The organism is Streptococcus sp. Marseille-Q6488 (assembly GCF_946902925.1).
Lineage (GTDB): Bacteria > Bacillota > Bacilli > Lactobacillales > Streptococcaceae > Streptococcus.
This window is the reverse complement of the sequence record NZ_CAMPPZ010000003.1, coordinates 1-23,797: the sequence shown is the minus strand read 5'-3', so window position 1 is coordinate 23,797 and position 23,797 is coordinate 1. Positions and strand designations below refer to the sequence as shown.

The following is a 23,797-nucleotide window of genomic DNA, read 5'->3' as shown; positions in this document are numbered from 1 at the left end:
GGTACCTAAAGAGTTAGTACGTGTTTGACATGCTCGTAATGGATTTTATCATAGTTTCGCCAAGCAGTGCGTGCTTGATCGTTTAGTTTTAGGCTACCCAGTCCAATCAGAGGACTGGTGGGTTGGTAAAATTTCTCAAGATCAATTAAGATACTGTTGTTCAACTTTTCCGTTTTTTTGAGCTCTTGCATAGTAGTGTTTAGCAGCTCTTGTAGTCTAATATCATCTGCCGTACCCTGTTTACAGTTTTGGTAGCTTTTATTTAACTTGGATAGGAGTTGAATGAGTTTCTTGTCTTCCATGTGAGCATCCTCCTTGATCTGATGTAGTATAGCAATAAAAAAAACAAAAATGTCATAGTAAATATGTAAAAAATTCGAATTTTATTTACAAAGTTTGGTGGGCTGATTTGTAGGCTTTTCATGGTATAATCAAGAGAGTAAATCTTTATGGAGGAAGTATGAAATTAAATATTCAAGAAATTCGTAAGCAGTCTGAAGGCTTGAACTTTGAACAAACGTTAGACTTAGCCGCAGACCTGCGTGCACGTAATCAAGAAATTTTAGATGTAAAAAATATCCTTGCAGTTGGGAAAGTACAGTACGAAGACTGTATGTATTTCTTAGATTATCAACTATCTTATACCATTGTTCTTGCTTCAAGTCGCAGTATGGAGCCAGTTGAGTTAGTTGAATCTTATCCAGTTACGGAAGTTTTCATGGAAGGCGCAACCAACCAGCTAGATCAAGAAGTGCTAGATGATGATTTGGTCTTGCCTATCGAAAATGGAGAACTTGATCTTGCTGAGAGCGTGTCAGACAATATCCTACTAAACATTCCTATCAAGGTCTTGACGGCTGAAGAAGAGGCTGGTCAAGGATTTGTGTCAGGAAATGACTGGCAAATCATGACTGAGGAAGAATACCAGGCCCAACAAGCAGTTAAGAAAGAAGAAAATAGTCCTTTTGCTGGCTTACAAGGACTATTTGATGGAGACGAATAATGGTCTTGTCAAAAAAACGAGCACGAAAGGTGCTAGAAGAAATCATTGCTTTGTTTCCAGATGCCAAGCCCAGTCTTGATTTCACCAATCATTTTGAACTCTTGGTTGCGGTCATGTTGTCAGCCCAGACAACGGATGCAGCGGTAAATAAGGCCACGCCAGGTCTCTTTGCTGCCTTTCCAACGCCACAAGCCATGTCTGTTGCAACAGAAAGTGAAATTGCTTCACACATTTCTCGCCTGGGACTGTATCGAAATAAGGCTAAATTCCTTAAAAAATGTGCCCAACAGTTACTAGACGATTTTGATGGTCAAGTCCCTCAAACACGTCAGGAATTAGAGAGTTTGGCAGGTGTTGGTCGCAAGACAGCCAATGTTGTCATGAGTGTAGGATTTGGGATTCCAGCTTTTGCAGTGGATACTCATGTGGAGCGTATTTGCAAACACCACGATATCGTCAAAAAATCAGCGACACCACTTGAGGTGGAAAAGCGGGTCATGGATATCTTGCCGCCTGAGCAGTGGTTAGCAGCCCATCAGGCCATGATTTATTTTGGAAGAGCCATTTGCCATCCTAAAAATCCAGAGTGTGACCAGTACCCACAGTTATATGACTTTAGAAATTTATAAGATGGTGTACCAAAAGTTTTTGCTTGATTTTAAGCATGCTTTGTGCTATAGTAAGTGATAATTAAATATTCCTTTAAACCTGTCCCGTGAGGCAGGCAAGGAGCGTGATAAAGTAGAAGGGTGAAGTCTATACTGTTTGCAGTAGGGTTCGCTTGGCTATACATTTCAAGTCTCCTTGTTTAAGGAGACTTTTCTTTTTGGAGGTTTGTCATGAAGACAAAAGAAGTTGTAGACGAATTGACCGTCAAACGAGCGATTACGCGTATTACTTATGAGATTATCGAACGGAACAAAGATTTGAATAAGATCGTCTTGGCTGGTATTAAAACTCGTGGTGTCTTTATCGCCCACCGAATCCAAGAACGTTTGGAACAGCTAGAAAATCTTTCAGTTCCTGTTGTGGAATTGGATACTAAACCTTTCCGTGATGATGTTAAAAGTGGAGAAGATACTTCTTTGGTTTCTGTCGATGTGACAGACCGTGAAGTTATCTTGGTGGATGATGTGCTTTATACAGGTCGTACCATCCGTGCTGCTATTGATAATATTGTAGGTCATGGTCGTCCTGCGCGCGTGAGTCTTGCGGTGCTAGTTGATCGTGGACATAGAGAATTGCCAATCCGTCCAGATTACGTTGGAAAAAATATCCCAACTAGTCGTTCTGAAGAAATCATCGTAGAGATGGCAGAACTTGATGGTCAAGACAGAGTTCTGATTACTGAAGAAGCTTAGAAAGCTAAAGGAGTGGCCATGTCAGAAAATCAACAAGCATTGAACCATGTGGTGTCCATGGAAGACCTCACTGTCGATCAAGTGATGAAATTGATCAAACGAGGGATTGAGTTTAAAAACGGAGCTCAGCTTCCTTATGAAAACCACCCGATTGTTTCCAATCTTTTCTTTGAGGATTCTACACGGACGCATAAGTCCTTTGAAGTGGCAGAGATTAAACTGGGGCTTGAACGACTTGACTTTGATGTGAAGACTAGTTCGGTTAATAAGGGTGAGACACTTTATGATACCATTTTGACTCTGTCTGCTTTAGGAGTTGATGTCTGTGTGATTCGCCACCCAGAGGTTGATTACTACAGAGAGTTAATTGCTAGTCCCACGATTACGACTTCCATTATCAATGGTGGAGATGGTTCGGGCCAACACCCTAGCCAGAGCTTGCTTGATTTGATGACCATTTATGAGGAATTTGGCCACTTTGAGGGTCTCAAGGTTGCGATTGCAGGTGACTTGGACCATTCACGTGTTGCCAAATCCAATATGCAGATTTTGAAACGCTTGGGAGCTGAACTCTTTTTCGCTGGACCTGAGGAATGGAGAAGTCAAGAGTTTGCAGACTATGGACAGTTTGTAACCATTGATGAAATCATTGATCAGGTGGATGTCATGATGTTTCTCCGTGTGCAACATGAACGCCATGATAGTGGTGCAGTTTTTTCAAAAGAAGACTACCATGCCCAACATGGCTTGACTCAAGAACGTTACGATCGTTTGAAAGAAACAGCAATCCTCATGCACCCAGCTCCAGTCAATCGTGATGTAGAAATCGCAGACCACTTGGTTGAAGCACCAAAATCACGGATTGTCCAACAAATGACCAATGGTGTCTTTGTTCGAATGGCAATCTTAGAATCCGTACTGGCGAGTAGAAACGCCAACTAAAACACAAGACGTTAAAAGACGCCAGTGAGCGTCCACGAGAGGTGAAAATATGACAAAAAGACTTCTAGTATTAGAAGATGGCACAGTTTTTGAAGGCAAGGCCTTCGGATCAGATATTGATGTAACAGGTGAAATCGTCTTTAACACAGGGATGACCGGCTATCAAGAATCCATCACAGACCAGTCTTATAATGGACAAATCTTGACTTTTACTTATCCTTTGGTAGGAAATTATGGAATCAACCGTGATGATTACGAATCCATTATTCCAACTTGTAAGGGAGTCGTTGTTTTTGAAGAAGCACGTAGAGCAAGTAATTGGCGCAACCAAATGACCTTGGATGAATTTTTGAAAGCCAAGAAAATTCCAGGTATTTCAGGAATTGATACGCGTGCCCTTACCAAGATTATCCGTAAGCATGGTACTATGCGTGCAACCTTGACCCATGTTGGGGACAGCATGGACCATGTGACGGACCAGCTCCAAGCGACAGTCTTGCCGACAGATAATATCAAGCAGGTTTCTACTAAAACTTCCTATCCAGCTCCAGGAGTTGGTTTGAGCGTGGTGTTAGTGGACTTTGGTCTCAAGCACTCAATCCTACGTGAACTTTCTAAACGCAACTGTAATGTGACCGTTGTTCCTTATTCGACAACGGCTGAAGAAATTCTCCATCTCAATCCTGACGGAGTTATGTTGTCAAATGGTCCAGGTAACCCAGAAGATGTTCCACAAGCACTGGACATGATTCGTGGTGTGCAAGGAAAAATTCCAATCTTTGGTATTTGTATGGGGCACCAACTCTTTGCCATGGCAAACGGTGCTAAGACCTATAAGATGAAATTTGGACACCGTGGATTTAACCACGCGGTACGTGAAATTGCTACAGGACGTGTAGACTTTACTAGCCAGAACCATGGTTATGCGGTCAGCCGTGAGGACTTGCCAGAGCACTTGATCATTACCCACGAAGAAATCAATGATAAGTCAGTGGAAGGTGTGCGTCACCGATACCAACCTGCTTTCTCTGTTCAATACCATCCAGATGCAGCCCCTGGTCCACACGACGCTAGCTACCTATTTGACGAGTTTATCGAGATGATGGAAGCTTTTAAACAATCAAACTAAGAACGAGTAAAAGCTCGTCGGAGAATTTATGTAACTGAACACGGACGGAAAGCTCGGAATTTAGAGAAACCAACTTGGATTGTCAATCCTTCCTTGGTTTTCTAAAATTCAATCGCTTTCTATTCGTCCTTTGTATCTTATTTAATGGCAACCCGAGAGTTGCCGAATAGAAAGGCAGGTCGTTTCTTTTAGTCGCTATCAGGCGAACTAAAAACTCCCTGCACTAGATTTTTTACCGAAAAGTATCGTTTCGCTAAAAAATCGTCGGAGAATTTATTTAATGTCGCCCTGTGAGGCGACGAATAGAAAGGAGAAGGGTGGTCCGTATTTGCTAAACTGAATACGGGCTACGGACGGTGCTAAAAAGATAGTTATTCCTAGAACTGATAGTTCTTCGTCATAACTCCTATTTTAGCTTTGTCCGCTTGACGCCCTTAATATCTTATAAATGCCTAAACGTACTGATATTCAAAAAATTATGGTGATTGGTTCTGGTCCGATTATTATTGGTCAGGCTGCTGAGTTTGACTATGCTGGGACCCAGGCTTGCTTGTCCTTGAAAGAGGAAGGTTATGAGGTTGTTTTGGTTAACTCAAATCCTGCAACCATCATGACGGACAAGGAAATTGCTGACAAGGTTTATATTGAACCGATTACACTTGAGTTTGTGACTCGTATTCTTCGTAAGGAACGTCCAGATGCCTTGCTTCCAACCCTTGGTGGTCAGACAGGGCTCAATATGGCCATGGAATTGTCTAAAAATGGTATCCTCGATGAGCTTGGTGTTGAACTTCTGGGAACTAAATTATCTGCTATTGACCAAGCGGAGGACCGTGATCTCTTTAAACAATTGATGGAAGAGCTCAACCAACCCATTCCAGAATCTGAAATTGTCAACACAGTCGAAGAAGCAGTTGCCTTTGCAGCAACAATTGGCTACCCAGTCATCGTCCGTCCAGCTTTTACACTTGGTGGTACTGGTGGTGGTATGTGTGCCAACGAGGAAGAATTGCGTGAAATCGCTGAAAATGGTTTGAAATTGTCACCTGTTACCCAGTGTTTGATTGAACGTTCCATTGCTGGTTTCAAGGAAATCGAGTACGAAGTCATGCGTGACTCAGCTGACAATGCTTTGGTTGTTTGTAACATGGAAAACTTTGACCCCGTTGGGATTCACACAGGGGATTCCATCGTATTTGCCCCTGCGCAAACCATGTCAGACTATGAAAACCAAATGCTTCGTGACGCAAGCTTGAGCATCATTCGTGCCCTTAAGATTGAAGGTGGATGTAACGTTCAGCTGGCCCTTGATCCACATAGCTTTAAGTATTATGTTATCGAAGTAAACCCCCGTGTATCGCGTTCGTCAGCCCTTGCTTCTAAGGCGACAGGATATCCGATTGCTAAGTTGGCTGCTAAGATTGCAGTTGGCTTGACCTTGGATGAGGTTATCAACCCAGTTACAGGTTCAACCTATGCCATGTTTGAGCCTGCCCTTGACTACGTGGTTGCTAAGATTCCTCGTTTCCCATTTGACAAATTTGAAAAAGGTGAGCGCCGTCTTGGTACCCAGATGAAGGCGACTGGAGAAGTCATGGCAATCGGTCGTAACATCGAGGAATCTCTCCTTAAGGCTTGTCGTTCCCTTGAAATTGGGGTTCATCACAATGAAATACCTGAACTTGCATCAGTTTCTGATGATGCCTTGATTGAAAAGGTTGTGAAAGCCCAAGACGATCGTCTCTTCTATGTATCAGAAGCTATTCGTCGTGGTTATACACCTGAAGAGATTGCTGAATTGACTAAGATTGATATCTTCTATCTGGATAAACTCTTGCATATCTTTGAAATTGAGCAAGAATTGGGCGCTCATCCACAAGATCTAGAAGTCTTGAAAACAGCCAAACTCAATGGTTTCTCAGACCGTAAGATTGCTGAACTATGGGAAACGACTGCAGACCAAGTCCGTCAGCTTCGTTTGGAAAACAAGATTGTCCCAGTCTACAAGATGGTCGATACCTGTGCGGCGGAGTTTGACTCTGAAACACCATATTTTTATTCAACCTATGGTTGGGAAAATGAATCTATCAGATCTGATAAGGAATCTGTACTAGTCCTAGGTTCTGGTCCAATCCGTATCGGTCAAGGGGTTGAGTTTGACTACGCAACTGTTCACTCGGTTAAGGCTATCCAGGCTGCTGGTTATGAAGCTATTATCATGAACTCAAACCCAGAGACTGTTTCAACAGACTTCTCTGTGTCTGACAAGCTCTACTTTGAACCATTGACTTTTGAAGATGTTATGAACGTCATTGACCTGGAGCAACCAAAAGGAGTTATCGTTCAGTTCGGTGGTCAAACAGCTATCAACCTTGCGGAGCCATTGGCTAAAGCAGGTGTGACGATCCTTGGTACACAAGTTGCTGACCTAGACCGTGCCGAAGACCGTGACCTTTTCGAGCAAGCTCTCAAAGAATTGGATATTCCACAGCCACCAGGACAAACGGCAACCAATGAAGAAGAAGCAGTGCTTGCAGCTCGCAAGATTGGCTTCCCAGTTCTCGTTCGCCCATCTTATGTCTTAGGTGGACGTGCTATGGAAATCGTTGAAAACGAAGCAGACCTTCGTTCTTACATGCGAACTGCTGTTAAGGCTAGTCCAGACCACCCAGTTCTTGTCGACTCTTATATCGTTGGGCAAGAGTGCGAAGTTGATGCCATTTCAGATGGTAAAAATGTACTCATTCCTGGTATCATGGAGCATATCGAACGTGCCGGTGTCCACTCAGGTGATTCAATGGCAGTTTACCCACCACAAACCTTGTCGCAAAAGGTTCAGGAAACTATAGCAGACTATACTAAACGCCTAGCAATCGGTCTTAACTGCCTTGGAATGATGAACATCCAGTTTGTCATCAAGGATGAAAAAGTCTATGTTATTGAGGTCAATCCACGTGCCAGCCGTACCGTTCCATTCCTTTCTAAGGTAACCAATATTCCTATGGCTCAAGTAGCGACCAAGCTCATTCTTGGTCAAAACCTTGAAGAACTTGGCTACCAAGATGGACTTTACCCTGAAAGCACCCGCGTTCATATCAAGGCACCTGTCTTCTCCTTTACCAAACTAGCTAAGGTAGACAGCTTACTTGGTCCTGAAATGAAGTCAACAGGTGAAGTTATGGGTTCTGATGCTACTTTGGAAAAAGCTCTTTATAAGGCCTTTGAAGCTTCTTACTTACACTTGCCAACCTTTGGTAACGTTGTATTTACCATCGCTGATGATGCCAAAGAAGAAGCCTTGGACTTGGCTCATCGTTTCCAAAATATTGGCTATGGAATCCTCGCGACAGAAGGGACAGCAGCCTTCTTTGCTAGTCATGGTCTGCAAGCTCAACCAGTTGGTAAGATTGGTGATGACGATAAGGATATTCCAAGTTTTGTTCGCAAAGGAAGAATTCAAGCTATCATTAATACAGTAGGAACTAAACGAACTGCTGATGAAGATGGTGAGCAGATTCGCCGTTCAGCTATTGAACATGGAGTGCCCCTCTTCACAGCTCTAGATACAGCTAACGCCATGCTCAAAGTATTGGAAAGCCGTAGTTTTGTCACAGAAGCAATTTAATACTCAATGAAAATCAAAGAGCAAACTAGGAAACTAGTCGCAGGCTGTACTTGAGTATGGCAAGGCGACATTGACACGGTTTGAAGAGATTTTCGAAGAGTATAAATAGGAAAATAAGTTGGACAAAAGGTCTTTAAGAAGATAAGGAAAACGCATAATATCAGGTGCCGAAAGCCTTGATATTATGCGTTTTGTTGTGGGGGACTTACTTCATTTTTTCCTGCAATTGAGTTTTTTCCAAGTCTCACTCAATACTTTGTATAATTGCCCTTAATCAGTTTTTGCGATAAGCTTTAATACTGTGACTATACCACTCTTGCATTTCCTTTGATGGTGGTGTCATATAATCCCCATACATCTGAGTTAAAAATTGGTCATATTTTTTTGGAACTGGTAACATACGACCTTCAAACTCAGTTAAGATGAGTTCTTTAAAGGTATCAACTGGGAAGACTTCTTTCATTCCTTCCTTACCGATCCCAACTCCTCCTTCATATTGAGGAGTGCTGGTTGCAGCATTTTTGATTAGCTGATCAATTTTCTTGTAAAAGTAACGGGGATTGACCACTCGGAGGGCGTACCAGCTACATAATCTTAGAAAATCTTTTAATTTGCTGTCACCGTGAACTGCGCGTGATTTTTTGATATAAGCTAGTTGACGAAGGGCTACATACTTATAACTCTTGTCTACAATGCTCAAGTCTGTAAAGCGATCAATTGGGAAGACATCGATAAAGAGGCTGGTGTCATGACGCTTGTACTTAACATGGTCTTCGATAACAGTAGAAGTATCCAAAATCGATGCGAAATTATGGAAGTACCAAGAAGAAGTGTCGTAGGAGAGAACCTTATAGCGAGGGTGATTTTCTTCTTCAATAATCTTCAGTAAACGCTCATAATCCTCACGATAAAGGGAAATATCAATATCATCATCCCAAGGAATCATGCCTTTGTGGCGGATGGCTCCAAGCATGGTTCCATAACTGAGAAAATAAGGAATATCATGTTTCTTACAAGTCTCATCAATATAGTCTAGCAGGGCTAGTTGAATTTCTTTAATTTCTTTTTTTTCTAAATATTGCATCCTAATCCTCCAATTTATAAGCGTGAAATTCATGACTGTAGAAGCGTTTTTCTTCTGGTGGTAGGGTCATATAATCTCCATAAAATTGTGTCAAAATAGTATCATATTTTTCAGGTGCGGGAAGGCTTAAATTCTCAAAGGGCAAATCGATTGTTTTATCAAAAGTACCACTTGGGAAGACTTCCTTTTCCTTAAATTTAGAAGGGATAAAAGCCATATACTGCCCATTCTCACGGCTATATTTTTGAATTTCTTTCTCGATTTTATTTGCGAAATAACGAGGAGAAACCGGTCGAAGGAGCAACCAAAAGACTGTTCGTATCCAATCTTTTAAAAGGCTATCCTTATAGACAATATTTTTATGTTTACTGAAAGACAGAAGTTTGAAGCTTTCCAGTTTATAACAAGTATCAATGACCTTAGGATCATCAAAGCGATCCATAGGGAAAATGTCGATAAAGACACCAGACTCATAGGTTTTCGTATTTCGAGTATCAATAATTTTAGTCGTACTGTCGGTTATTTTGATAAAGTTGTTAAAGTAGTTTTTATCCGTTTCTAAGGAAAGGAGCTTATACTTGCTTTTTTCCTTTTGAAAAATGTTTATAAATCGTTGGTAATCTTCTCGAGGCATTGACAAATCAATATCGTCGTCCCAAGGAATAAAGCCCTGATGTCGAACTGCCCCAATCAGAGTACCGTAGTTAATAATATAGTTGATATTGTGCTTTTTGCAGAGAGTATCAATATAATCCAAAATTTCTAATTCAATTTGTTTGGCATCTTCAATGGTTAGTTGTTTCATTTTATACTCCTATGATCTTTTGAATCTATTTTTTAAGGCTAGGACATGGTTTAAAAATTCATAGAAAATGCTATCTTTTGTGAAGACGAGTAGACCAATATAAGAGATGGCTGATAGCAAGACAATCAAACCAGTATTCATCAAAAATGGTAAATTAATGATCATATCCACAGGATACAAGAAATTAATCAGGAAATAAATTCCTACAAAGGAAAGTGAAAAGAGCGAGTATCGAACAGTATAGCTAAAGATATGTCCTAAGTGAATAAGTTGTTTCCTATGGATGAAAATGATATAGAAAACAAGTAGAGAGGCCTCTGATAGCATAGTTGTCAGTAAGTAGTATTCAGGAGCCACGATATGGTTGAAAAAGAGGAGACTATTTAAGCCCAAATTGAGTAGCCCAGCAAAGACTGTGTAAACTGTGATACGTTTTTCATAGCCATTTGTAAAGAGAATTTGGGAACCAAGAATGGTATCTAGTGCCAGGATAATCGTCCGAAAAGCGAAGAGAGAGGTCAAGATGCCACCTCCAATATATTTTTCACTACCGTAAAGGAGGATGGCATTTGGGCCTAAAACCATGAGACCAAAACTCAGTGGAATGATAAAGAAGTTAAAGATTCGACTACCTCTATTAACCAAGGAAACATAGGCTTCCTTGTCTCCTTTCCCCAGATAGTAACTGAGACGAGGCACACTAACTCCAATTGCACCTGTTACCACACCAGCTATAACGGTCACAATTCGCTGAGCCATGGTATAGTAACTAACGTTGACATCAATCCCTGTTTTAACGAGGAAGAGACGGTCCAAAAATGTGAAGAGCATATTGGCATTGGCAAAGACCAACATGGCTGTTAAAGGGAGAAAGAGCGGTTTAAAATCACTTAGGTGGATTTTAACAAGCTTAATGTCTCTTTTAATCCAAAAATAACTAATCAGATAGTTAATCAGCGTCGATAAACTCATCACGAGTGTGTAGACAACAATATCGTGTTCATTTTTGACAAACAGGAAAATAGATACCAGCATCAGGATACGGATGAAGGCAGTCTTGTAAAAAAGAAAACTGTAATTTTCCAGAGCTTCATTGACCCACTCGATTGAAAAAATCTGGGCAATGAGTTGAATCCCCATAACAAGGTAGACTTTTTTGACGATTGGATTATCTGTAAAGAAGAGAGGATAGGCTAGGATATAGACAGCGGTGGTCAAAATCGTACAAGCTATGCACAAATAAAAAAGACTAGAGAAGGTTCTATTCAGATCTTTTTTGTTATCCTTGACATTACTGATGGCCCGTAAACCGTAGTTATAGACTCCATAAGTTGCAAAGGGTAAGAAAAATGACAAAATTGTGTCGACTGAGTTGAAGTAACCATAGTCAGTTCGGTCCAAGACACGCGCGACGTAGGTCCCAGTTAGGATGGGAAAAATAATATTCAAGACACGAATTCCCATATAAGATAGAGCATTTAATTTTATACTTTTCATTCAATTTACCTCGTTTTTCATTATATCATAAAGTCAGCTAATAAGAAATGAAGGGCAGTAATACTCTTCGAAAATCAAATTCAAACCACGTCAGCGTCGCCTTACCGTACTCAAGTACAGCTTACGGCTAGCTTCCTAGTTTGCTTTTTGATTTTCATTGAGTATAAGTCAAGTAATCACTTTGAAGTTTCAAATCTTAATTTTAAGTTTTCTTTAAGGAAAGTATATTATTCTGAAGGACTCTAAAATTTCACAGCCATTTATTGGTAATGACGACAGAATTCCTAATCATTACTAGAAATGGGCTAGTTTCTTTGAATAATAGAACTGCTGAATCCTTCTATTCTAGAAGGGGAGGGCCGGTATTTCTTTCATGATAGGACTAGATTGTGGTATAATAGAGAGAATAAGTTTTTTTAGTAAGACAAAGGAGAAAATAGATGATTTATGCAGGAATTCTTGCTGGTGGAACTGGCACACGCATGGGGATCAGTAACTTGCCAAAACAATTTTTAGAGCTAGGTGATCGACCTATTTTGATTCATACAATTGAAAAATTTGTCTTGGAACCAAGTATTGAAAAAATTGTAGTTGGGGTTCATGGAGACTGGGTTTCCCATGCAGAGGATCTTGTAGATAAATATCTACCTCTTCATAAGGATCGTATCATCATTACAAAGGGTGGTGCTGACCGCAATACAAGTATTGAGAAAATCATTGAAGCCATTGATGCTTATCGTCCGCTTACGCCAGATGATATCGTTATTACCCACGATTCTGTTCGTCCATTTATTACACTTCGCATGATTCAGGACAATATCAAACTTGCTCAAAATCATGACGCAGTGGATACAGTGGTAGAAGCGGTTGATACTATCGTTGAAAGTACCAATGGTCAATTTATTACAGATATTCCAAATCGTGCTCACCTTTATCAAGGACAAACACCTCAAACATTCCGTTGCAAGGACTTCATGGACCTTTATGGATCTCTTTCTGATGAAGAGAAGGAAATCTTGACAGATGCATGTAAAATCTTTGTGATCAAAGGAAAAGATGTGTCCTTGGCCAAGGGTGAATATTCAAATCTGAAGATTACAACAGTAACAGATTTGAAGATTGCAAAAAGTATGATTGAGAAAGACTAGTAAAATGATTAATCAAATTTATCAACTAACTAAGCCCAAGTTTATCAATGTCAAATACCAGGAAGAGGCTATTGACCAAGAGAATCATATCCTCATCCGCCCTAATTATATGGCGGTCTGTCATGCGGATCAGCGTTACTACCAAGGAAAACGTGATCCCAAGATTTTGAATAAAAAGCTTCCAATGGCAATGATTCACGAGTCATGTGGAACCGTTATTTCTGACCCGACAGGAACCTACGAGGTTGGGCAAAAAGTTGTCATGATTCCCAATCATCCTCCTATGCAGAGTGATGAAGAATTCTATGAGAACTACATGACAGGGACTCATTTCTTGTCTAGTGGATTTGATGGCTTTATGAGAGAGTTTGTTTCTCTTCCTAAAGATCGTGTGGTGGCTTATGATGCTATCGAAGATACGGTTGCAGCCATTACAGAGTTTGTCAGTGTCGGCATGCACGCTATGAATCGTCTATTGACCCTTGCTCATAGCAAGCGGGACCGAATCGCTGTTATCGGAGATGGAAGTTTAGCTTTTGTAGTTGCCAATATTATCAACTATACTTTGCCAGAAGCAGAGATTGTGGTTATTGGTCGTCATTGGGAAAAATTGGAACTTTTCTCTTTTGCCAAAGAATGCTATATTACGGATAATATTCCTGAAGATTTGGCCTTTGACCATGCTTTTGAATGTTGTGGTGGTAATGGTACTGGACCGGCTATAAATGACCTGATTCGCTATATTCGTCCTCAGGGAACGATTCTCATGATGGGCGTTAGCGAGTATAAAGTCAATCTCAATACACGCGATGCCTTAGAAAAAGGCTTGCTCTTGGTTGGTTCCTCTCGTTCTGGTCGCATCGATTTTGAAAATGCCATCCAAATGATGGAAGTCAAGAAATTCGCAAATCGTCTTAAAAATATCCTTTATTTAGAAGAACCTGTAAGAGAAATTAAAGATATTCACCGTGTCTTTGCAACCGATTTAAACACAGCCTTTAAAACAGTGTTTAAGTGGGAAGTATAAGTGCTGGAGGTTAATTGTGGAGAAAATCATTAAAGAAAAAATTTCTTCCCTACTTAGTCAAGAAGAGGAAGTCCTCAGTGTTGAACAACTGGGGGGAATGACCAATCAAAACTATTTGGTCAAAACAACAAATAAGCAATACATTGTTAAATTCTTTGGTAAAGGGACAGAAAAGCTTATCAATCGACAAGATGAAAAGTACAATCTTGAACTACTAAAGGATTTAGACTTAGATGTAAAAAATTATCTTTTTGATATTGAAGCTGGTATCAAAGTAAATGAGTATATCGAATCTGCGATTACGCTTGATTCAAGGTCAATCAAGACTAAATTTGACAAAATTGCTCCAATATTACAAACTATTCATGCTTCTGGCAAGGAATTAAGAGGAGAATTTGCTCCTTTTGAAGAAATCAAAAAATACGAATCTTTGATTGAGGAAAAAATCCCTTATGCCAACTATGAAGCTGTTCGAGAAGAAGTCTTCTCCTTAGAGAAAAGACTGGCTGACTTAGGTGTTGACAGAAAATCTTGTCATATCGATTTGGTGCCTGAAAACTTTATCGAGTCACCACAAGGACGACTTTATCTGATTGACTGGGAATATTCATCAATGAACGATCCAATGTGGGATTTGGCTGCTCTCTTTTTAGAGTCTGAATTCACTCGTCAAGAGGAAGAAGACTTCTTGTCTCACTATGAGAGTGAGCAAACACCTGTCTCTCGTGAAAAGATTGCCATTTATAAAATTTTACAAGATGCTATTTGGAGTCTATGGACAGTCTACAAAGAAGAGCAAGGTGCAGATTTTGGTGACTATGGTGTGAGTCGTTATCAAAGAGCTGTTAAAGGTTTGTCATATTATGGAGGTTCTGATGAAAAATAAAAATGGAGTTTCTTTTGGTCTACTCTCAGGTATTTTCTGGGGTTTAGGTCTAACGATTAGTGCTTATATCTTTTCGATTTTTACAGATTTGTCGCCCTTTGTGGTGGCCGCTGCTCACGATTTCTTGAGTATCTTTATCTTACTAGCTTTTCTCTTGGTAAAAGAAGGAAAAGTTCGCCTCTCAATTTTCTTAAATATTCGCAATGTTAGTGTTATCATCGGAGCCTTGCTAGCAGGCCCTATCGGTATGCAGGCCAATCTTTATGCGGTTAAGTATATCGGAAGTTCCTTAGCTTCATCAGTATCCGCTATCTATCCTGCGATTTCAGTTTTATTAGCTTTCTTCTTTTTGAAGCACAAGATTTCAAAAAATACTGTATTTGGGATTGTCTTGATTATTGGAGGGATAATTGCTCAGACCTATAAGGTTGAACAGGTTAATTCCTTCTACATTGGTATTCTCTGTGCTTTGGTTTGTGCCATTGCATGGGGAAGCGAGAGTGTTCTTAGCTCTTTTGCCATGGAAAGTGAATTGAGTGAAATCGAAGCCCTCTTAATCCGTCAAGTGACTTCATTCTTGTCCTATCTTGTGATTGTGCTCTTCTCTCATCAGTCATTTACCGCAGTAGCCAATGGACAATTGCTAGGTCTCATGATTGTCTTTGCAGCCTTTGATATGATTTCCTACTTGGCTTATTATATCGCTATCAATCGCTTGCAACCAGCCAAGGCTACAGGATTGAACGTGAGTTATGTAGTTTGGACTGTCTTGTTTGCAGTTGTTTTCTTGGGTACACCGCTAGATATGCTGACAATTATTACGTCACTTGTCGTCATTGCTGGAGTTTATATTATTATTAAAGAATAAAGGAGATTCGTGTGAAAGCCATTATCTTAGCAGCGGGATTGGGAACTCGCTTGCGTCCTATGACTGAAAATACCCCTAAAGCCTTGGTTCAGGTTAATCAAAAACCTTTGATTGAATACCAAATTGAGTTTCTAAAAGAAAAAGGGATCCATGACATCATCATCATCGTTGGTTACCTTAAAGAACAATTCGATTATTTAAAAGAGAAATACGGAGTTCGACTCGTTTTCAATGATAAATACGCTGACTACAATAACTTTTACTCTCTCTATCTTGTAAAAGAAGAATTGGCCAACAGCTATGTTATTGATGCAGATAACTATCTCTTTAAAAATATGTTCCGCAATAATCTGACACGTTCGACTTATTTTAGTGTTTATCGTGAAGATTGTACCAACGAATGGTTCTTGGTCTATGGAGATGACTACAAGGTTCAAGACATTACTGTTGATAGTAAGGCAGGTCGCATCCTTAGTGGTGTATCCTTCTGGGATGCTCCAACTGCAGAAAAGATTGTCAGCTTTATCGATAAGGCTTATGCAAGTGGCGAATTTGTTGATCTCTACTGGGACAATATGGTTAAGGATAACATCAAAGAGCTAGATGTCTATGTTGAAGAATTAGAAGGTAATAGCATCTATGAGATCGATAGTGTCCAAGACTATCATAAATTAGAAGAAATTCTTAAAAACGAAAATTAAAGATTTTGTATGTGAGTTATAGTCTCGATAAAAATAGTTACATCAAAATGAAATAGGAATTAGGTGAATCAATTGGGGAAGTCAAATTAGTGTGTTCGTCTCCTATTTCAATCTACTATACAAGAAAAGTGCAAATAAGAAATCTCCAGATTAGGAACCATCAGTGAGTTCTCTAGTTTGGAGATTTTTCAATATACTTCGTTATTGGACGGTTACAATTGAGTGTTATCTAGCTTCTGGCTCATTTATTTGTTGATTTAGCCCCATCCCTATCCAGCGGATATGTCGGTGTAATGGAATCCCTAGACAGAGGCGAAACTAAGTCCTTATTTAGTACTCGATCTGTTCCTTGTTGAACATAAGCCACGATAAGACGTAGCGGTTTATCGCCTATGGATTGCTTTTTATACTGAGTCGGATATAATACTGATGTTCCATCTGCTCCTACTAGCCCCCATGCAACGATGTCATAACCTTCTGCTGAGGTTTCAATTCCACCAAAATTTTCATTATGTCCACCTTGAACCAAGTACATTTTCAATTGAGAGCCTTGCGGAATATTAGAACTAGAGAATCCATTTGGTGGAGTAGGAATTTTCCCCTTAACTATAGGTTTTTCTCCTGCTTTTTCCTCTACATCTTGTTGAGCAGTCTTTCCTGGATTTAGTGGAGATTCATCAAATTCTGGTTTTGGTAGTTGATACAGAACCTCTTGAATCTTACTAGACACGTGACCGCTTCCTTCAGTTACTGTTAAGGTTGTATTGTATAGCCCATAGAGATTTTTAGGAGACTGACCGGTAATAGTTAAAACAGCTCGTTTTCCATTACTATCAATTCTTGTTTTGATTGTAGCCCAAGTTTTACCGTCCTTACCCACCGTTGGGAACCCTGATAAAGAAATATTTCTAATAGTTCCAGTTTCTACAGTAGCAATATATTTTAAAGGTATCTCGTTTAAGTTTTGACCGTTATATAAATTACGAGTGTCTCTTTCTCTTCCTGAATCATCCCTAGATCTTTTTTCGTTCCCGGTACTTCCTGTAGCAAACCCATAAACAAGACCGGAAACACTTCTACGATTCCTGGTTCCTCCAGTTTCCTCTGCATCTTTCTTTAGATGAGCAGCCTTTTTATACTCCTCAAGTGCAGCATTAAAGACCTCCTGATTGACAAGCCCATTTTCTGATTGCCCCAATGCTTCGTTGAATTTATCATAGGCTTCCTTGAGTTTTTGGACTTGTTCTGGATTTTCAGTGCTGGTCTTCAGTTCTTGGAGGAGATGATGGATTTTGTCCGATAGAGGATAGCTTCCTCTACCTAAATAGGAGATTTTAACTTTGATTTAACAGAGATAGAATCATAATAAGAATGATACAGCAAACTGAAGCTAGAATAGTAGACCTTGTTTTCTAAAATATTGTTAAAAATTAGTTTGAATTTCTCAACTAATTTTATTCAGTTACTACTTTATTATGCTATAAAAAATCAAACGCTCCCTTCTCATGATGGCAAAAACCAGTATGTAACAAAAAATTAATAATTCTGACATTTCAAGATACAGAGCTTGCAATCATTGATAAAATCAGCTACCATGAGTAAGTAAGTAAGTAAGTAAGTAAGTAAGTAAGTAAGTAAGTAAGTTTTATTGTCCCGATTATGATATAATGATTAAGCTAGATAAACTGTGCTAGTAGGAGAAACGATCTTTTCCGCTAGATGTAAACATGAAACTTCCTTTCCTAAAAAACATGACAAAATGATTAATAATTGCTAAGCCTACTAGACAGTTACCCTAGTTTTTTGAATAGAATGAATAGATAAAAAGGGGTTACGAACATGACGCCAGAAGAAATGTACCTGACAGATCGATTGGATGTACAGATAGCTCATTTTTTAAAGAAAAGCGTTCAACATCGTAGACGCTATAAGGTATTAAAAATAACAGAAATTGTGGCAGGTTTCCTCATAGCTGTCTTTTGTGCTATTCCTATGCCAGGTGATCGCTACCGTTTGATTTCGGTTGCCTTGTCCAGTTTAGGCTTGCTGTGTGAAGGGATTCTCAATTTGTATAATGCCAAGGAACACTGGATTTCTTACCAAAAGACTGCGCAACTCCTGGAAAGGGAAAAATTCCTCTATCAATGTCAAACAGAGAAATATGCAGGAAAAACCAAGGCTTTTGCCCTATTTGTCAAGACATGCGAAGGTCTTATCTCAGAGGAGATTAACCAGTGGGAAAGTATCCAGTCAAAAGAAGTGGCAGCTAGTGCAGATGCTCCAGAGAAAAAAGAATAGGAGGTGGAGGAAATGTATCAATCCAGCTACCTATTGCCCTTGCTCTGGTTGAAAAAAGAAGCCGATAAAGAAGAGATGAGCGCAACTCAGTGCCAGATATTTTTCTTTTACTATCAACTGTTTGAACTCTTATTTGCTAGAGAAAGCGACTTGAAAGACTTATGTCTGGGAAGGCAAGGTTTTTATTTCTCGCAGTTAGAGAAAGATTTGCTTTCTGGAGTTTCCCACTTTCTAAAAACCTTGGAGGGGAAAGGGACTCTCAAGGCTAATCAAGAAGTATCAGCTCGCAAAGCTCTTTTTCTAGCCTTGACAACTAGCCAGTCAGATTGGCAGGAGTTAGCTCCTGTTTTTGATTTTTATCAGGCTGTCGGGAGGCTTGAACATCCTTCTCTCTTGAGTTCTCAGGACAGACAACATCTGATGTGGATTTACCAGTCAGCTTTGGAGAAGGATTATAGTGTCAAGGTAATTGGCGACAAGCATTTTGTATTGAAGAGACAAGATGCTACTAAATTGACAGGGCGCCAAACTCAAACTTTGGAAATTCTGAGCCAATCAGAAGACTTGGTCAATCCTGTCTATGTTACATTAGGAGAAAAGGGGGTGCTCTTGCTTGATTAAGAGAGGAGATGTTGTAGCTCTTTATTTGCCTTTTCCGACTATTAGTAGCGATTTGGCTGTGAAGAATCATATGTATATTTGTATTGACAACAGCATGACTAAAAACAAAGAGTTAGTTAAAAATCAGACCTTCAAACCAGCTCTCTTGACCAGACGTTTGGTCAATAACTTTATGATAGAAGAGCCGGATTTAGCTCGTAATCCTTTTACAAGACCAACCTTGATTGACTTAGATAAGGTATTTATGTTGGATAATACGGTCATTCCGACTTCTTATCTAGCCAGACGGCGACGCAATGTCTCAGAAGAATTGTACGAGGAAATTTTGGATCACTTAGTCCAACCACGGCTGATTTCGCTGAACAAGTCTGAGTTTATGCAACTCAATCCAGGAACTTATTAGGAGGTAGAAGATGACAAATAAAGCAGTAAATGACTTTATACTAGCTATGGATTATGATAAAAAGAAACTCTTGACCCATCAGGGAGAAAGTATTGAAAATCGTTTCATCAAAGAGGGGAATCAGCTACCCGATGAGTTTGTTGTTATCGAAAGAAAGAAGCGGAGCTTGTCGACAAACACAAGTGATATTTCCGTGACGGCTACCAATGATAGTCGCCTCTATCCTGGAGCGCTTCTCGTAGTGGATGAGACCTTGTTAGAGAACAATCCCACTCTTCTTGCGGTCGATCGTGCTCCGATGACTTATAGTATTGATTTGCCTGGTTTGGCAAGTAGTGATAGCTTTCTCCAAGTAGAAGATCCCAGCAATTCAAGTGTTCGCGGAGCGGTAAACGATTTGTTGGCTAAGTGGCATCAAGATTATGGTCAGGTCAATAATGTCCCAGCTAGAATGCAGTATGAAAAAATCACGGCTCACAGCATGGAACAACTCAAGGTCAAGTTTGGTTCTGACTTTGAAAAGACAGGGAATTCTCTTGATATTGATTTTAATTCTGTCCATTCGGGCGAAAAGCAGATTCAGATTGTTAATTTTAAGCAGATTTATTATACAGTTAGCGTAGATGCTGTTAAAAATCCAGGAGATGTATTTCAAGATACTGTAACGGTAGAGGATTTGAGGCAGAGAGGAATTTCTGCCGATCGTCCTTTGGTCTATATTTCGAGTGTTGCTTACGGGCGTCAGGTTTATCTCAAGTTGGAAACTACGAGTAAGAGTGATGAAGTAGAGGCTGCTTTTGAAGCTTTGATAAAAGGAGTCAAGGTGGCTCCTCAGACAGAGTGGAAGCAGATTTTGGACAATACAGAAGTGAAGGCAGTTATTTTAGGGGGCGACCCGAGTTCGGGTGCCCGAGTTGTAACAGGCAAGGTGGATATGGTAGAGGACTTGATTCAAGAAGGCAGTCGCTTTACAGCAGATCATCCAGGCTTGCCGATTTCCTATACAACTTCTTTTTTACGGGACAATGTAGTTGCGACCTTTCAAAACAGTACAGACTATGTTGAGACTAAGGTGACAGCTTACAGAAACGGAGATTTACTGCTGGATCATAGTGGTGCCTATGTTGCCCAATATTACATTACTTGGGATGAATTATCCTATGATAATCAAGGTAAGGAAGTCTTGACTCCTAAGGCTTGGGACAGAAATGGGCAGGATTTGACGGCTCACTTTACCACTAGTATTCCTTTAAAAGGGAATGTTCGCAATCTCTCTGTCAAAATTAGGGAGTGTACAGGACTTGCCTGGGAATGGTGGCGTACGATTTATGAAAAAACCGACTTGCCACTAGTGCGTAAGCGGACGATTTCTATTTGGGGAACGACTCTTTATCCTCAGGTAGAGGATAAGGTAGAAAATGATTAGGAGAGAAGAATGTTTGCGACAAAAAGAGTGAATGGCGATTTGTTTTCAGGACTTATCACAGATGTGGATGAGGAAATCATGAATAGCGATCAAAATCGCCTTGATATTGATACTATTGTCATCCACCATAATGGTGGGCTGAGTGATGAGGGGGCTAGAAGTACTTGGTATGTCTCTACAGGTCATGGCACATCTGCTCACTATCAGGTGACTCCTGATAAGATATGGGGGTGTGTTGGTGAAGAGAGCGTTGCCTATCATGCTGGCAACTATGAAGTCAATCAGCGTTCGATTGGTATTGAACACTTAAATAACCGTGGGGAACCTGACTGGACTATTGCAGAGGAAACCTACTGGAACTCAGCACGTTTGATTGCAGATATTTGTAATCGTTATAATTTACCAATCAATCGTGAGACCATCCATCCTCATCAAGAATTTACAGCTACAGATTGCCCTGGTGGGATTGATCTCAATCGGCTCATCCGGATGGCAGCTGAGATTCTTGCTGGAGATAGTTTCCAAGTTTCAAAAGAGGAACAGCCTCGAGATGGGGATGGACAGCGCCTAGTGCGTGTGGTGGATGATGACCTCTACATCCGAACAGGCCCAGGTCTGGCTTATCCTGACAAAGGTTTTTGTCCTCTTGGGACTTTTACCATCATGCAGGTAGAAGAAGCAGATGGCTATACTTGGGGTTTGTTGAAGTCAGGTAGGGGCTGGATCGCACTAGACTATACAGAAGAAATCAAATAGAAAAAGGAAGGAAGAAAGAATGAAACAAAAATATGAAGGAAACCACAAAGGGGAGAAGGTTTTTCGTTATTCGATAAGGAAGTACCACTTCGGTGCTGCCAGCGTTGCCGTTGCTGCGCTGATGTTTTTTGCCAACGGGACAGTACAGGCACAAACACCTGACATTTCTCCAGCGACAGAAAGCGGAACGACTAGAACCAGCGCCCTTGTAAGCGATTCCTCGGGGGGGATCTGAAGAGCTAAGTGAAGAAACTCCTGATACAGACCCTAGTCAGCCAGAGCAACCTATCCAAGGCAATCGAGAAAACCAAGAGGCTTCAGATAAAAACAAGTCTCTAGTAAAAGATAGCGAAGAAGGCAAGGGAGAAAAACAAGCAGAAGAAGCAAGTCGTCCTACTGTAGATAAGTCACTTGCCGAGTCGGCACAAACCAGTCTGCAAGCTCTACTTGCCAATCTGACACTGGACTCAATGAAAGAACTTCACGCTCGTGTAGAAGCAGGTCTAGCACAAGCTAAAGCTGTTCTTGAAAATCCAAACTCCAGTCAAGAAGAGGTCAATGCCCAAGTTCAAGCCATGAAAACCTTGACTGAGGAGGTCAACAAGGCTTTGGCAGGTGGACTCACATCCCCAGCTCAGCTTGGAGAAGGAAGTGGTGCGACTCAGAGTGAACCAAGTCCGACTCCTAAACGAGGGCGAGGTCGTAGGGGGCAACTAACCCCTCCTGCCACGCCGGCACCAGCAGAAAATCAAGAAGCCAAGGAGACGGAGGAGGAAGCTACAGACTACACAAATGGTCAGGGTAGCTATCCTTTATCGGACAAAATCCATAAACTCCTCCAAGAACTGAAGACCAGCACTGAAAATCCAGAACAGATCCAAAAACTGAAAGAGGCTTACGATAAACTCAATGAAGCATTACAGACGAAAGAAGATGGACTTGTCAATCAGGATGTCTTTAATGCTGCACTTGAGGAGTATAAAAAGGCAACCCAATTAAAGAATGGTGTGGAAAAAGGTATCAGCGATAGTCCTAAATCTAGGAAAGCGAGAGCAAGCTCATCTCTGAGAGTTGGAAAAGTTAGACCTGGTAGAGATGAGTATTCCAACTATCCTGAGGATACTATTGGAGACTACAAACTCCAAGGTTATGGTGTAAGCTTTAAGGCGATGTCAGATGGGAAAACGATTCGAGAAATTAGCATTACAGGAATTGAGGGTTTAAATCTAACTGTATCCAAATCTGGCGAAGGAACTTCTGTAGCTCGTCTGAAACTAACAGGAGACATTCCTAGAACCGAGTTCGGTGTCAGAAAATATACAGTTAAGGCTGTGGATAGTTCGGGACATGAACAAATATATCAGGGAGTCTTCCGTTTTCCTGTTCCAAAAGCTAGTTTTATTACAACAAATAAGCAACTTGAGGGCAAGGCAGGAACTATTCCTCAGGACCCAACTTACCAGGATGTAACTAAGTATATTCAAGCTAAGCTTCCTGGTCCAGTAAATCAAAAAAATGTACCAGACGGAGCCGAATTACGTGTCTATCTAGTGAGAGGAGGAAGAAATTACGATGGATACGATGTGCAAATCCCACATGCAAGAGGATTTACGAAGATTGCAGATGGACTCCCAAATAGTCAAGGAGTGGTAACTTTTACTCCTGATAGATTCAAAAAATACGGTGTAGATAAATTAGGAACAGATGAGCTTAAACTAGTGGCTATGATTGTACGCTCAGGTACGGATACACCACTAGATGGAGAGGGAGCTATATCGTTGCTGTCTGATACTGGTATCCGTGCGACAGTTGATAAGAGCAATCTCTCTACCAAGACTCAAGAGCTAGAAAACATCTTACAACAAGAAGATCCAACGATCACCAACGGTAAGACAGAAGACAGTAAACGAGTTTATGCGGAAGCTAAAGAGAAGGCAAACCAAGCGGTTACAAAAGCGAAGGAAGTTCAACGAGACGGCAGCGCTTCTGAATCAGATGTTAGTGCGGCAGAAAAAGCCTTAACTAAAGCCAAGACTGACCTTGAAAATGCCAAGACTGGCTTGAGAAATGTTGATAAGAATCAATTATCGACCAAGACTCAAGAGCTAGAAAACATCTTACAACAAGAAGATCCAACGATCACCAACGGTAAGACAGAAGACAGTAAACGAGTTTATGCGGAAGCTAAAGAGAAGGCAAACCAAGCGGTTACAAAAG

General features: G+C 40.5%; 23 protein-coding genes. 18 read left to right on the top strand and 5 right to left on the bottom strand.

Annotated features, from left to right (window positions below; genetic code table 11):
- Positions 1-5 precede the first annotated feature (5 nt).
- A complete protein-coding gene (locus OVN23_RS00820; RefSeq protein WP_000389599.1) occupies positions 6-302 on the bottom strand; it encodes a hypothetical protein in 297 nt (98 codons plus the stop codon).
- A gap of 158 nt (positions 303-460) precedes the next feature.
- Between OVN23_RS00820 and OVN23_RS00815 the strand changes: the two genes are divergently transcribed.
- The 6 genes from OVN23_RS00815 (at position 461) to carB (ending at position 8,060) form a co-directional block, all read left to right on the top strand.
- The gene (locus OVN23_RS00815) at positions 461-1,003 is read left to right on the top strand and encodes a YceD family protein (protein WP_000773219.1); all 543 of its coding nucleotides are present in this window, start codon (positions 461-463) and stop codon (positions 1,001-1,003) included.
- Positions 1,003-1,632 (top strand): endonuclease III, encoded by a 630-nt coding sequence (gene nth, locus OVN23_RS00810; protein WP_000244446.1) that lies wholly within the window; start codon positions 1,003-1,005, stop codon positions 1,630-1,632. Before OVN23_RS00815 ends, nth begins: the two co-directional genes overlap by 1 nt.
- Positions 1,633-1,842: 210 nt before the next feature.
- Complete coding sequence (pyrR, locus tag OVN23_RS00805; protein ID WP_000850023.1) at positions 1,843-2,364, top strand: bifunctional pyr operon transcriptional regulator/uracil phosphoribosyltransferase PyrR; 522 nt, start codon at positions 1,843-1,845, stop codon at positions 2,362-2,364.
- A gap of 18 nt (positions 2,365-2,382) precedes the next feature.
- On the top strand, positions 2,383-3,306 hold the full coding sequence (locus OVN23_RS00800; protein WP_001293848.1) for an aspartate carbamoyltransferase catalytic subunit: 924 nt from the start codon (positions 2,383-2,385) through the stop codon (positions 3,304-3,306).
- 49 nt (positions 3,307-3,355) lie between these two features.
- Entirely contained in the window at positions 3,356-4,435 is a 1,080-nt protein-coding gene (locus OVN23_RS00795) for a carbamoyl phosphate synthase small subunit (RefSeq protein ID WP_267240156.1), read from the top strand.
- Positions 4,436-4,883: 448 nt separating this feature from the next.
- The gene (carB, locus tag OVN23_RS00790; protein WP_267240155.1) at positions 4,884-8,060 is read left to right on the top strand and encodes a carbamoyl-phosphate synthase large subunit; all 3,177 of its coding nucleotides are present in this window, start codon (positions 4,884-4,886) and stop codon (positions 8,058-8,060) included.
- Between the two features lie 274 nt (positions 8,061-8,334).
- Here carB and OVN23_RS00785 read toward each other — a convergent pair whose 3' ends face one another.
- Genes OVN23_RS00785 through tacF form a run of 3 tightly spaced genes read right to left on the bottom strand, consistent with a single transcriptional unit; the run spans position 8,335 to position 11,446 of the window.
- Positions 8,335-9,144, bottom strand: a complete 810-nt coding sequence (locus tag OVN23_RS00785) for a LicD family protein (protein ID WP_050278221.1) — start codon at positions 9,142-9,144, stop codon at positions 8,335-8,337.
- 1 nt (position 9,145) lies between these two features.
- Positions 9,146-9,949: a LicD family protein gene (locus tag OVN23_RS00780; RefSeq protein WP_166736714.1), complete on the bottom strand. Its 804-nt coding sequence runs from the start codon at positions 9,947-9,949 to the stop codon at positions 9,146-9,148.
- 9 nt (positions 9,950-9,958) lie between these two features.
- Entirely contained in the window at positions 9,959-11,446 is a 1,488-nt protein-coding gene (tacF, locus tag OVN23_RS00775; protein ID WP_166736713.1) for a type IV teichoic acid flippase TacF, read from the bottom strand.
- A 440-nt stretch (positions 11,447-11,886) separates the two neighbouring features.
- Here tacF and OVN23_RS00770 point away from each other — a divergent pair, with 440 nt between their 5' ends.
- Genes OVN23_RS00770 through OVN23_RS00750 form a run of 5 tightly spaced genes read left to right on the top strand, consistent with a single transcriptional unit; the run spans position 11,887 to position 16,076 of the window.
- A complete protein-coding gene (locus tag OVN23_RS00770) occupies positions 11,887-12,594 on the top strand; it encodes a 2-C-methyl-D-erythritol 4-phosphate cytidylyltransferase (protein WP_267240154.1) in 708 nt (235 codons plus the stop codon).
- Positions 12,595-12,598: 4 nt separating this feature from the next.
- The gene (locus OVN23_RS00765; protein ID WP_049524202.1) at positions 12,599-13,621 is read left to right on the top strand and encodes a ribitol-5-phosphate dehydrogenase; all 1,023 of its coding nucleotides are present in this window, start codon (positions 12,599-12,601) and stop codon (positions 13,619-13,621) included.
- A gap of 16 nt (positions 13,622-13,637) precedes the next feature.
- Positions 13,638-14,507 carry a phosphotransferase family protein gene (locus OVN23_RS00760; RefSeq protein WP_267240152.1) on the top strand — a complete coding sequence of 290 codons (870 nt, stop codon included), beginning with the start codon at positions 13,638-13,640 and terminating at the stop codon, positions 14,505-14,507.
- Positions 14,497-15,375 (top strand): DMT family transporter, encoded by an 879-nt coding sequence (locus OVN23_RS00755; protein ID WP_173261669.1) that lies wholly within the window; start codon positions 14,497-14,499, stop codon positions 15,373-15,375. Before OVN23_RS00760 ends, OVN23_RS00755 begins: the two co-directional genes overlap by 11 nt.
- 11 nt (positions 15,376-15,386) lie before the next feature.
- Positions 15,387-16,076: a sugar phosphate nucleotidyltransferase gene (locus tag OVN23_RS00750; RefSeq protein WP_000643960.1), complete on the top strand. Its 690-nt coding sequence runs from the start codon at positions 15,387-15,389 to the stop codon at positions 16,074-16,076.
- Between the two features lie 241 nt (positions 16,077-16,317).
- On the opposite strand, the gene OVN23_RS00745 is transcribed toward OVN23_RS00750, so the two are convergent.
- Positions 16,318-17,274, bottom strand: a complete 957-nt coding sequence (locus tag OVN23_RS00745) for a hypothetical protein (protein ID WP_267240151.1) — start codon at positions 17,272-17,274, stop codon at positions 16,318-16,320.
- A 641-nt stretch (positions 17,275-17,915) separates the two neighbouring features.
- On the opposite strand from OVN23_RS00745, the gene OVN23_RS00740 reads away from it, so the two are divergent.
- The 7 genes from OVN23_RS00740 to OVN23_RS00710 all read left to right on the top strand — a co-directional run.
- Positions 17,916-18,374 carry a DUF4231 domain-containing protein gene (locus OVN23_RS00740; RefSeq protein WP_031222784.1) on the top strand — a complete coding sequence of 153 codons (459 nt, stop codon included), beginning with the start codon at positions 17,916-17,918 and terminating at the stop codon, positions 18,372-18,374.
- 12 nt (positions 18,375-18,386) lie between these two features.
- Positions 18,387-18,995 (top strand): hypothetical protein, encoded by a 609-nt coding sequence (locus OVN23_RS00735; RefSeq protein WP_267240150.1) that lies wholly within the window; start codon positions 18,387-18,389, stop codon positions 18,993-18,995.
- Positions 18,988-19,398 (top strand): hypothetical protein, encoded by a 411-nt coding sequence (locus tag OVN23_RS00730; protein WP_078144186.1) that lies wholly within the window; start codon positions 18,988-18,990, stop codon positions 19,396-19,398. Before OVN23_RS00735 ends, OVN23_RS00730 begins: the two co-directional genes overlap by 8 nt.
- Before the next feature lie 10 nt (positions 19,399-19,408).
- Positions 19,409-20,824: a cholesterol-dependent cytolysin pneumolysin gene (gene ply, locus OVN23_RS00725; protein WP_267240148.1), complete on the top strand. Its 1,416-nt coding sequence runs from the start codon at positions 19,409-19,411 to the stop codon at positions 20,822-20,824.
- A 9-nt stretch (positions 20,825-20,833) separates the two neighbouring features.
- Positions 20,834-21,580 (top strand): N-acetylmuramoyl-L-alanine amidase, encoded by a 747-nt coding sequence (locus tag OVN23_RS00720; RefSeq protein ID WP_173214611.1) that lies wholly within the window; start codon positions 20,834-20,836, stop codon positions 21,578-21,580.
- 19 nt (positions 21,581-21,599) lie between these two features.
- Positions 21,600-21,815, top strand: a complete 216-nt coding sequence (locus OVN23_RS00715) for a YSIRK-type signal peptide-containing protein (RefSeq protein WP_267240147.1) — start codon at positions 21,600-21,602, stop codon at positions 21,813-21,815.
- Between the two features lie 235 nt (positions 21,816-22,050).
- On the top strand, positions 22,051-23,797 hold a 1,747-nt coding region (locus OVN23_RS00710), incomplete at its 3' end, for a hypothetical protein (RefSeq protein WP_267240146.1).

Bases quoted from the DNA above. Each gene is read 5' to 3' on its own strand.
- ply (WP_267240148.1), top strand. From the start codon at position 19,409: ATGACAAATAAAGCAGTAAATGACTTTATACTAGCTATGGATTATGAT.
- OVN23_RS00740 (WP_031222784.1), top strand. From the start codon at position 17,916: ATGACGCCAGAAGAAATGTACCTGACAGATCGATTGGATGTACAGATA.
- OVN23_RS00770 (WP_267240154.1), top strand. From the start codon at position 11,887: ATGATTTATGCAGGAATTCTTGCTGGTGGAACTGGCACACGCATGGGG.
- OVN23_RS00715 (WP_267240147.1), top strand. From the start codon at position 21,600: ATGAAACAAAAATATGAAGGAAACCACAAAGGGGAGAAGGTTTTTCGT.
- nth (WP_000244446.1), top strand. From the start codon at position 1,003: ATGGTCTTGTCAAAAAAACGAGCACGAAAGGTGCTAGAAGAAATCATT.
- OVN23_RS00795 (WP_267240156.1), top strand. From the start codon at position 3,356: ATGACAAAAAGACTTCTAGTATTAGAAGATGGCACAGTTTTTGAAGGC.
- tacF (WP_166736713.1), bottom strand. From the start codon at position 11,446: ATGAAAAGTATAAAATTAAATGCTCTATCTTATATGGGAATTCGTGTC.
- OVN23_RS00765 (WP_049524202.1), top strand. From the start codon at position 12,599: ATGATTAATCAAATTTATCAACTAACTAAGCCCAAGTTTATCAATGTC.
- OVN23_RS00820 (WP_000389599.1), bottom strand. From the start codon at position 302: ATGGAAGACAAGAAACTCATTCAACTCCTATCCAAGTTAAATAAAAGC.
- OVN23_RS00800 (WP_001293848.1), top strand. From the start codon at position 2,383: ATGTCAGAAAATCAACAAGCATTGAACCATGTGGTGTCCATGGAAGAC.
- OVN23_RS00720 (WP_173214611.1), top strand. From the start codon at position 20,834: ATGTTTGCGACAAAAAGAGTGAATGGCGATTTGTTTTCAGGACTTATC.
- OVN23_RS00785 (WP_050278221.1), bottom strand. From the start codon at position 9,144: ATGCAATATTTAGAAAAAAAAGAAATTAAAGAAATTCAACTAGCCCTG.
- carB (WP_267240155.1), top strand. From the start codon at position 4,884: ATGCCTAAACGTACTGATATTCAAAAAATTATGGTGATTGGTTCTGGT.
- pyrR (WP_000850023.1), top strand. From the start codon at position 1,843: ATGAAGACAAAAGAAGTTGTAGACGAATTGACCGTCAAACGAGCGATT.
- OVN23_RS00780 (WP_166736714.1), bottom strand. From the start codon at position 9,949: ATGAAACAACTAACCATTGAAGATGCCAAACAAATTGAATTAGAAATT.
- OVN23_RS00755 (WP_173261669.1), top strand. From the start codon at position 14,497: ATGAAAAATAAAAATGGAGTTTCTTTTGGTCTACTCTCAGGTATTTTC.
- OVN23_RS00735 (WP_267240150.1), top strand. From the start codon at position 18,387: ATGTATCAATCCAGCTACCTATTGCCCTTGCTCTGGTTGAAAAAAGAA.
- OVN23_RS00815 (WP_000773219.1), top strand. From the start codon at position 461: ATGAAATTAAATATTCAAGAAATTCGTAAGCAGTCTGAAGGCTTGAAC.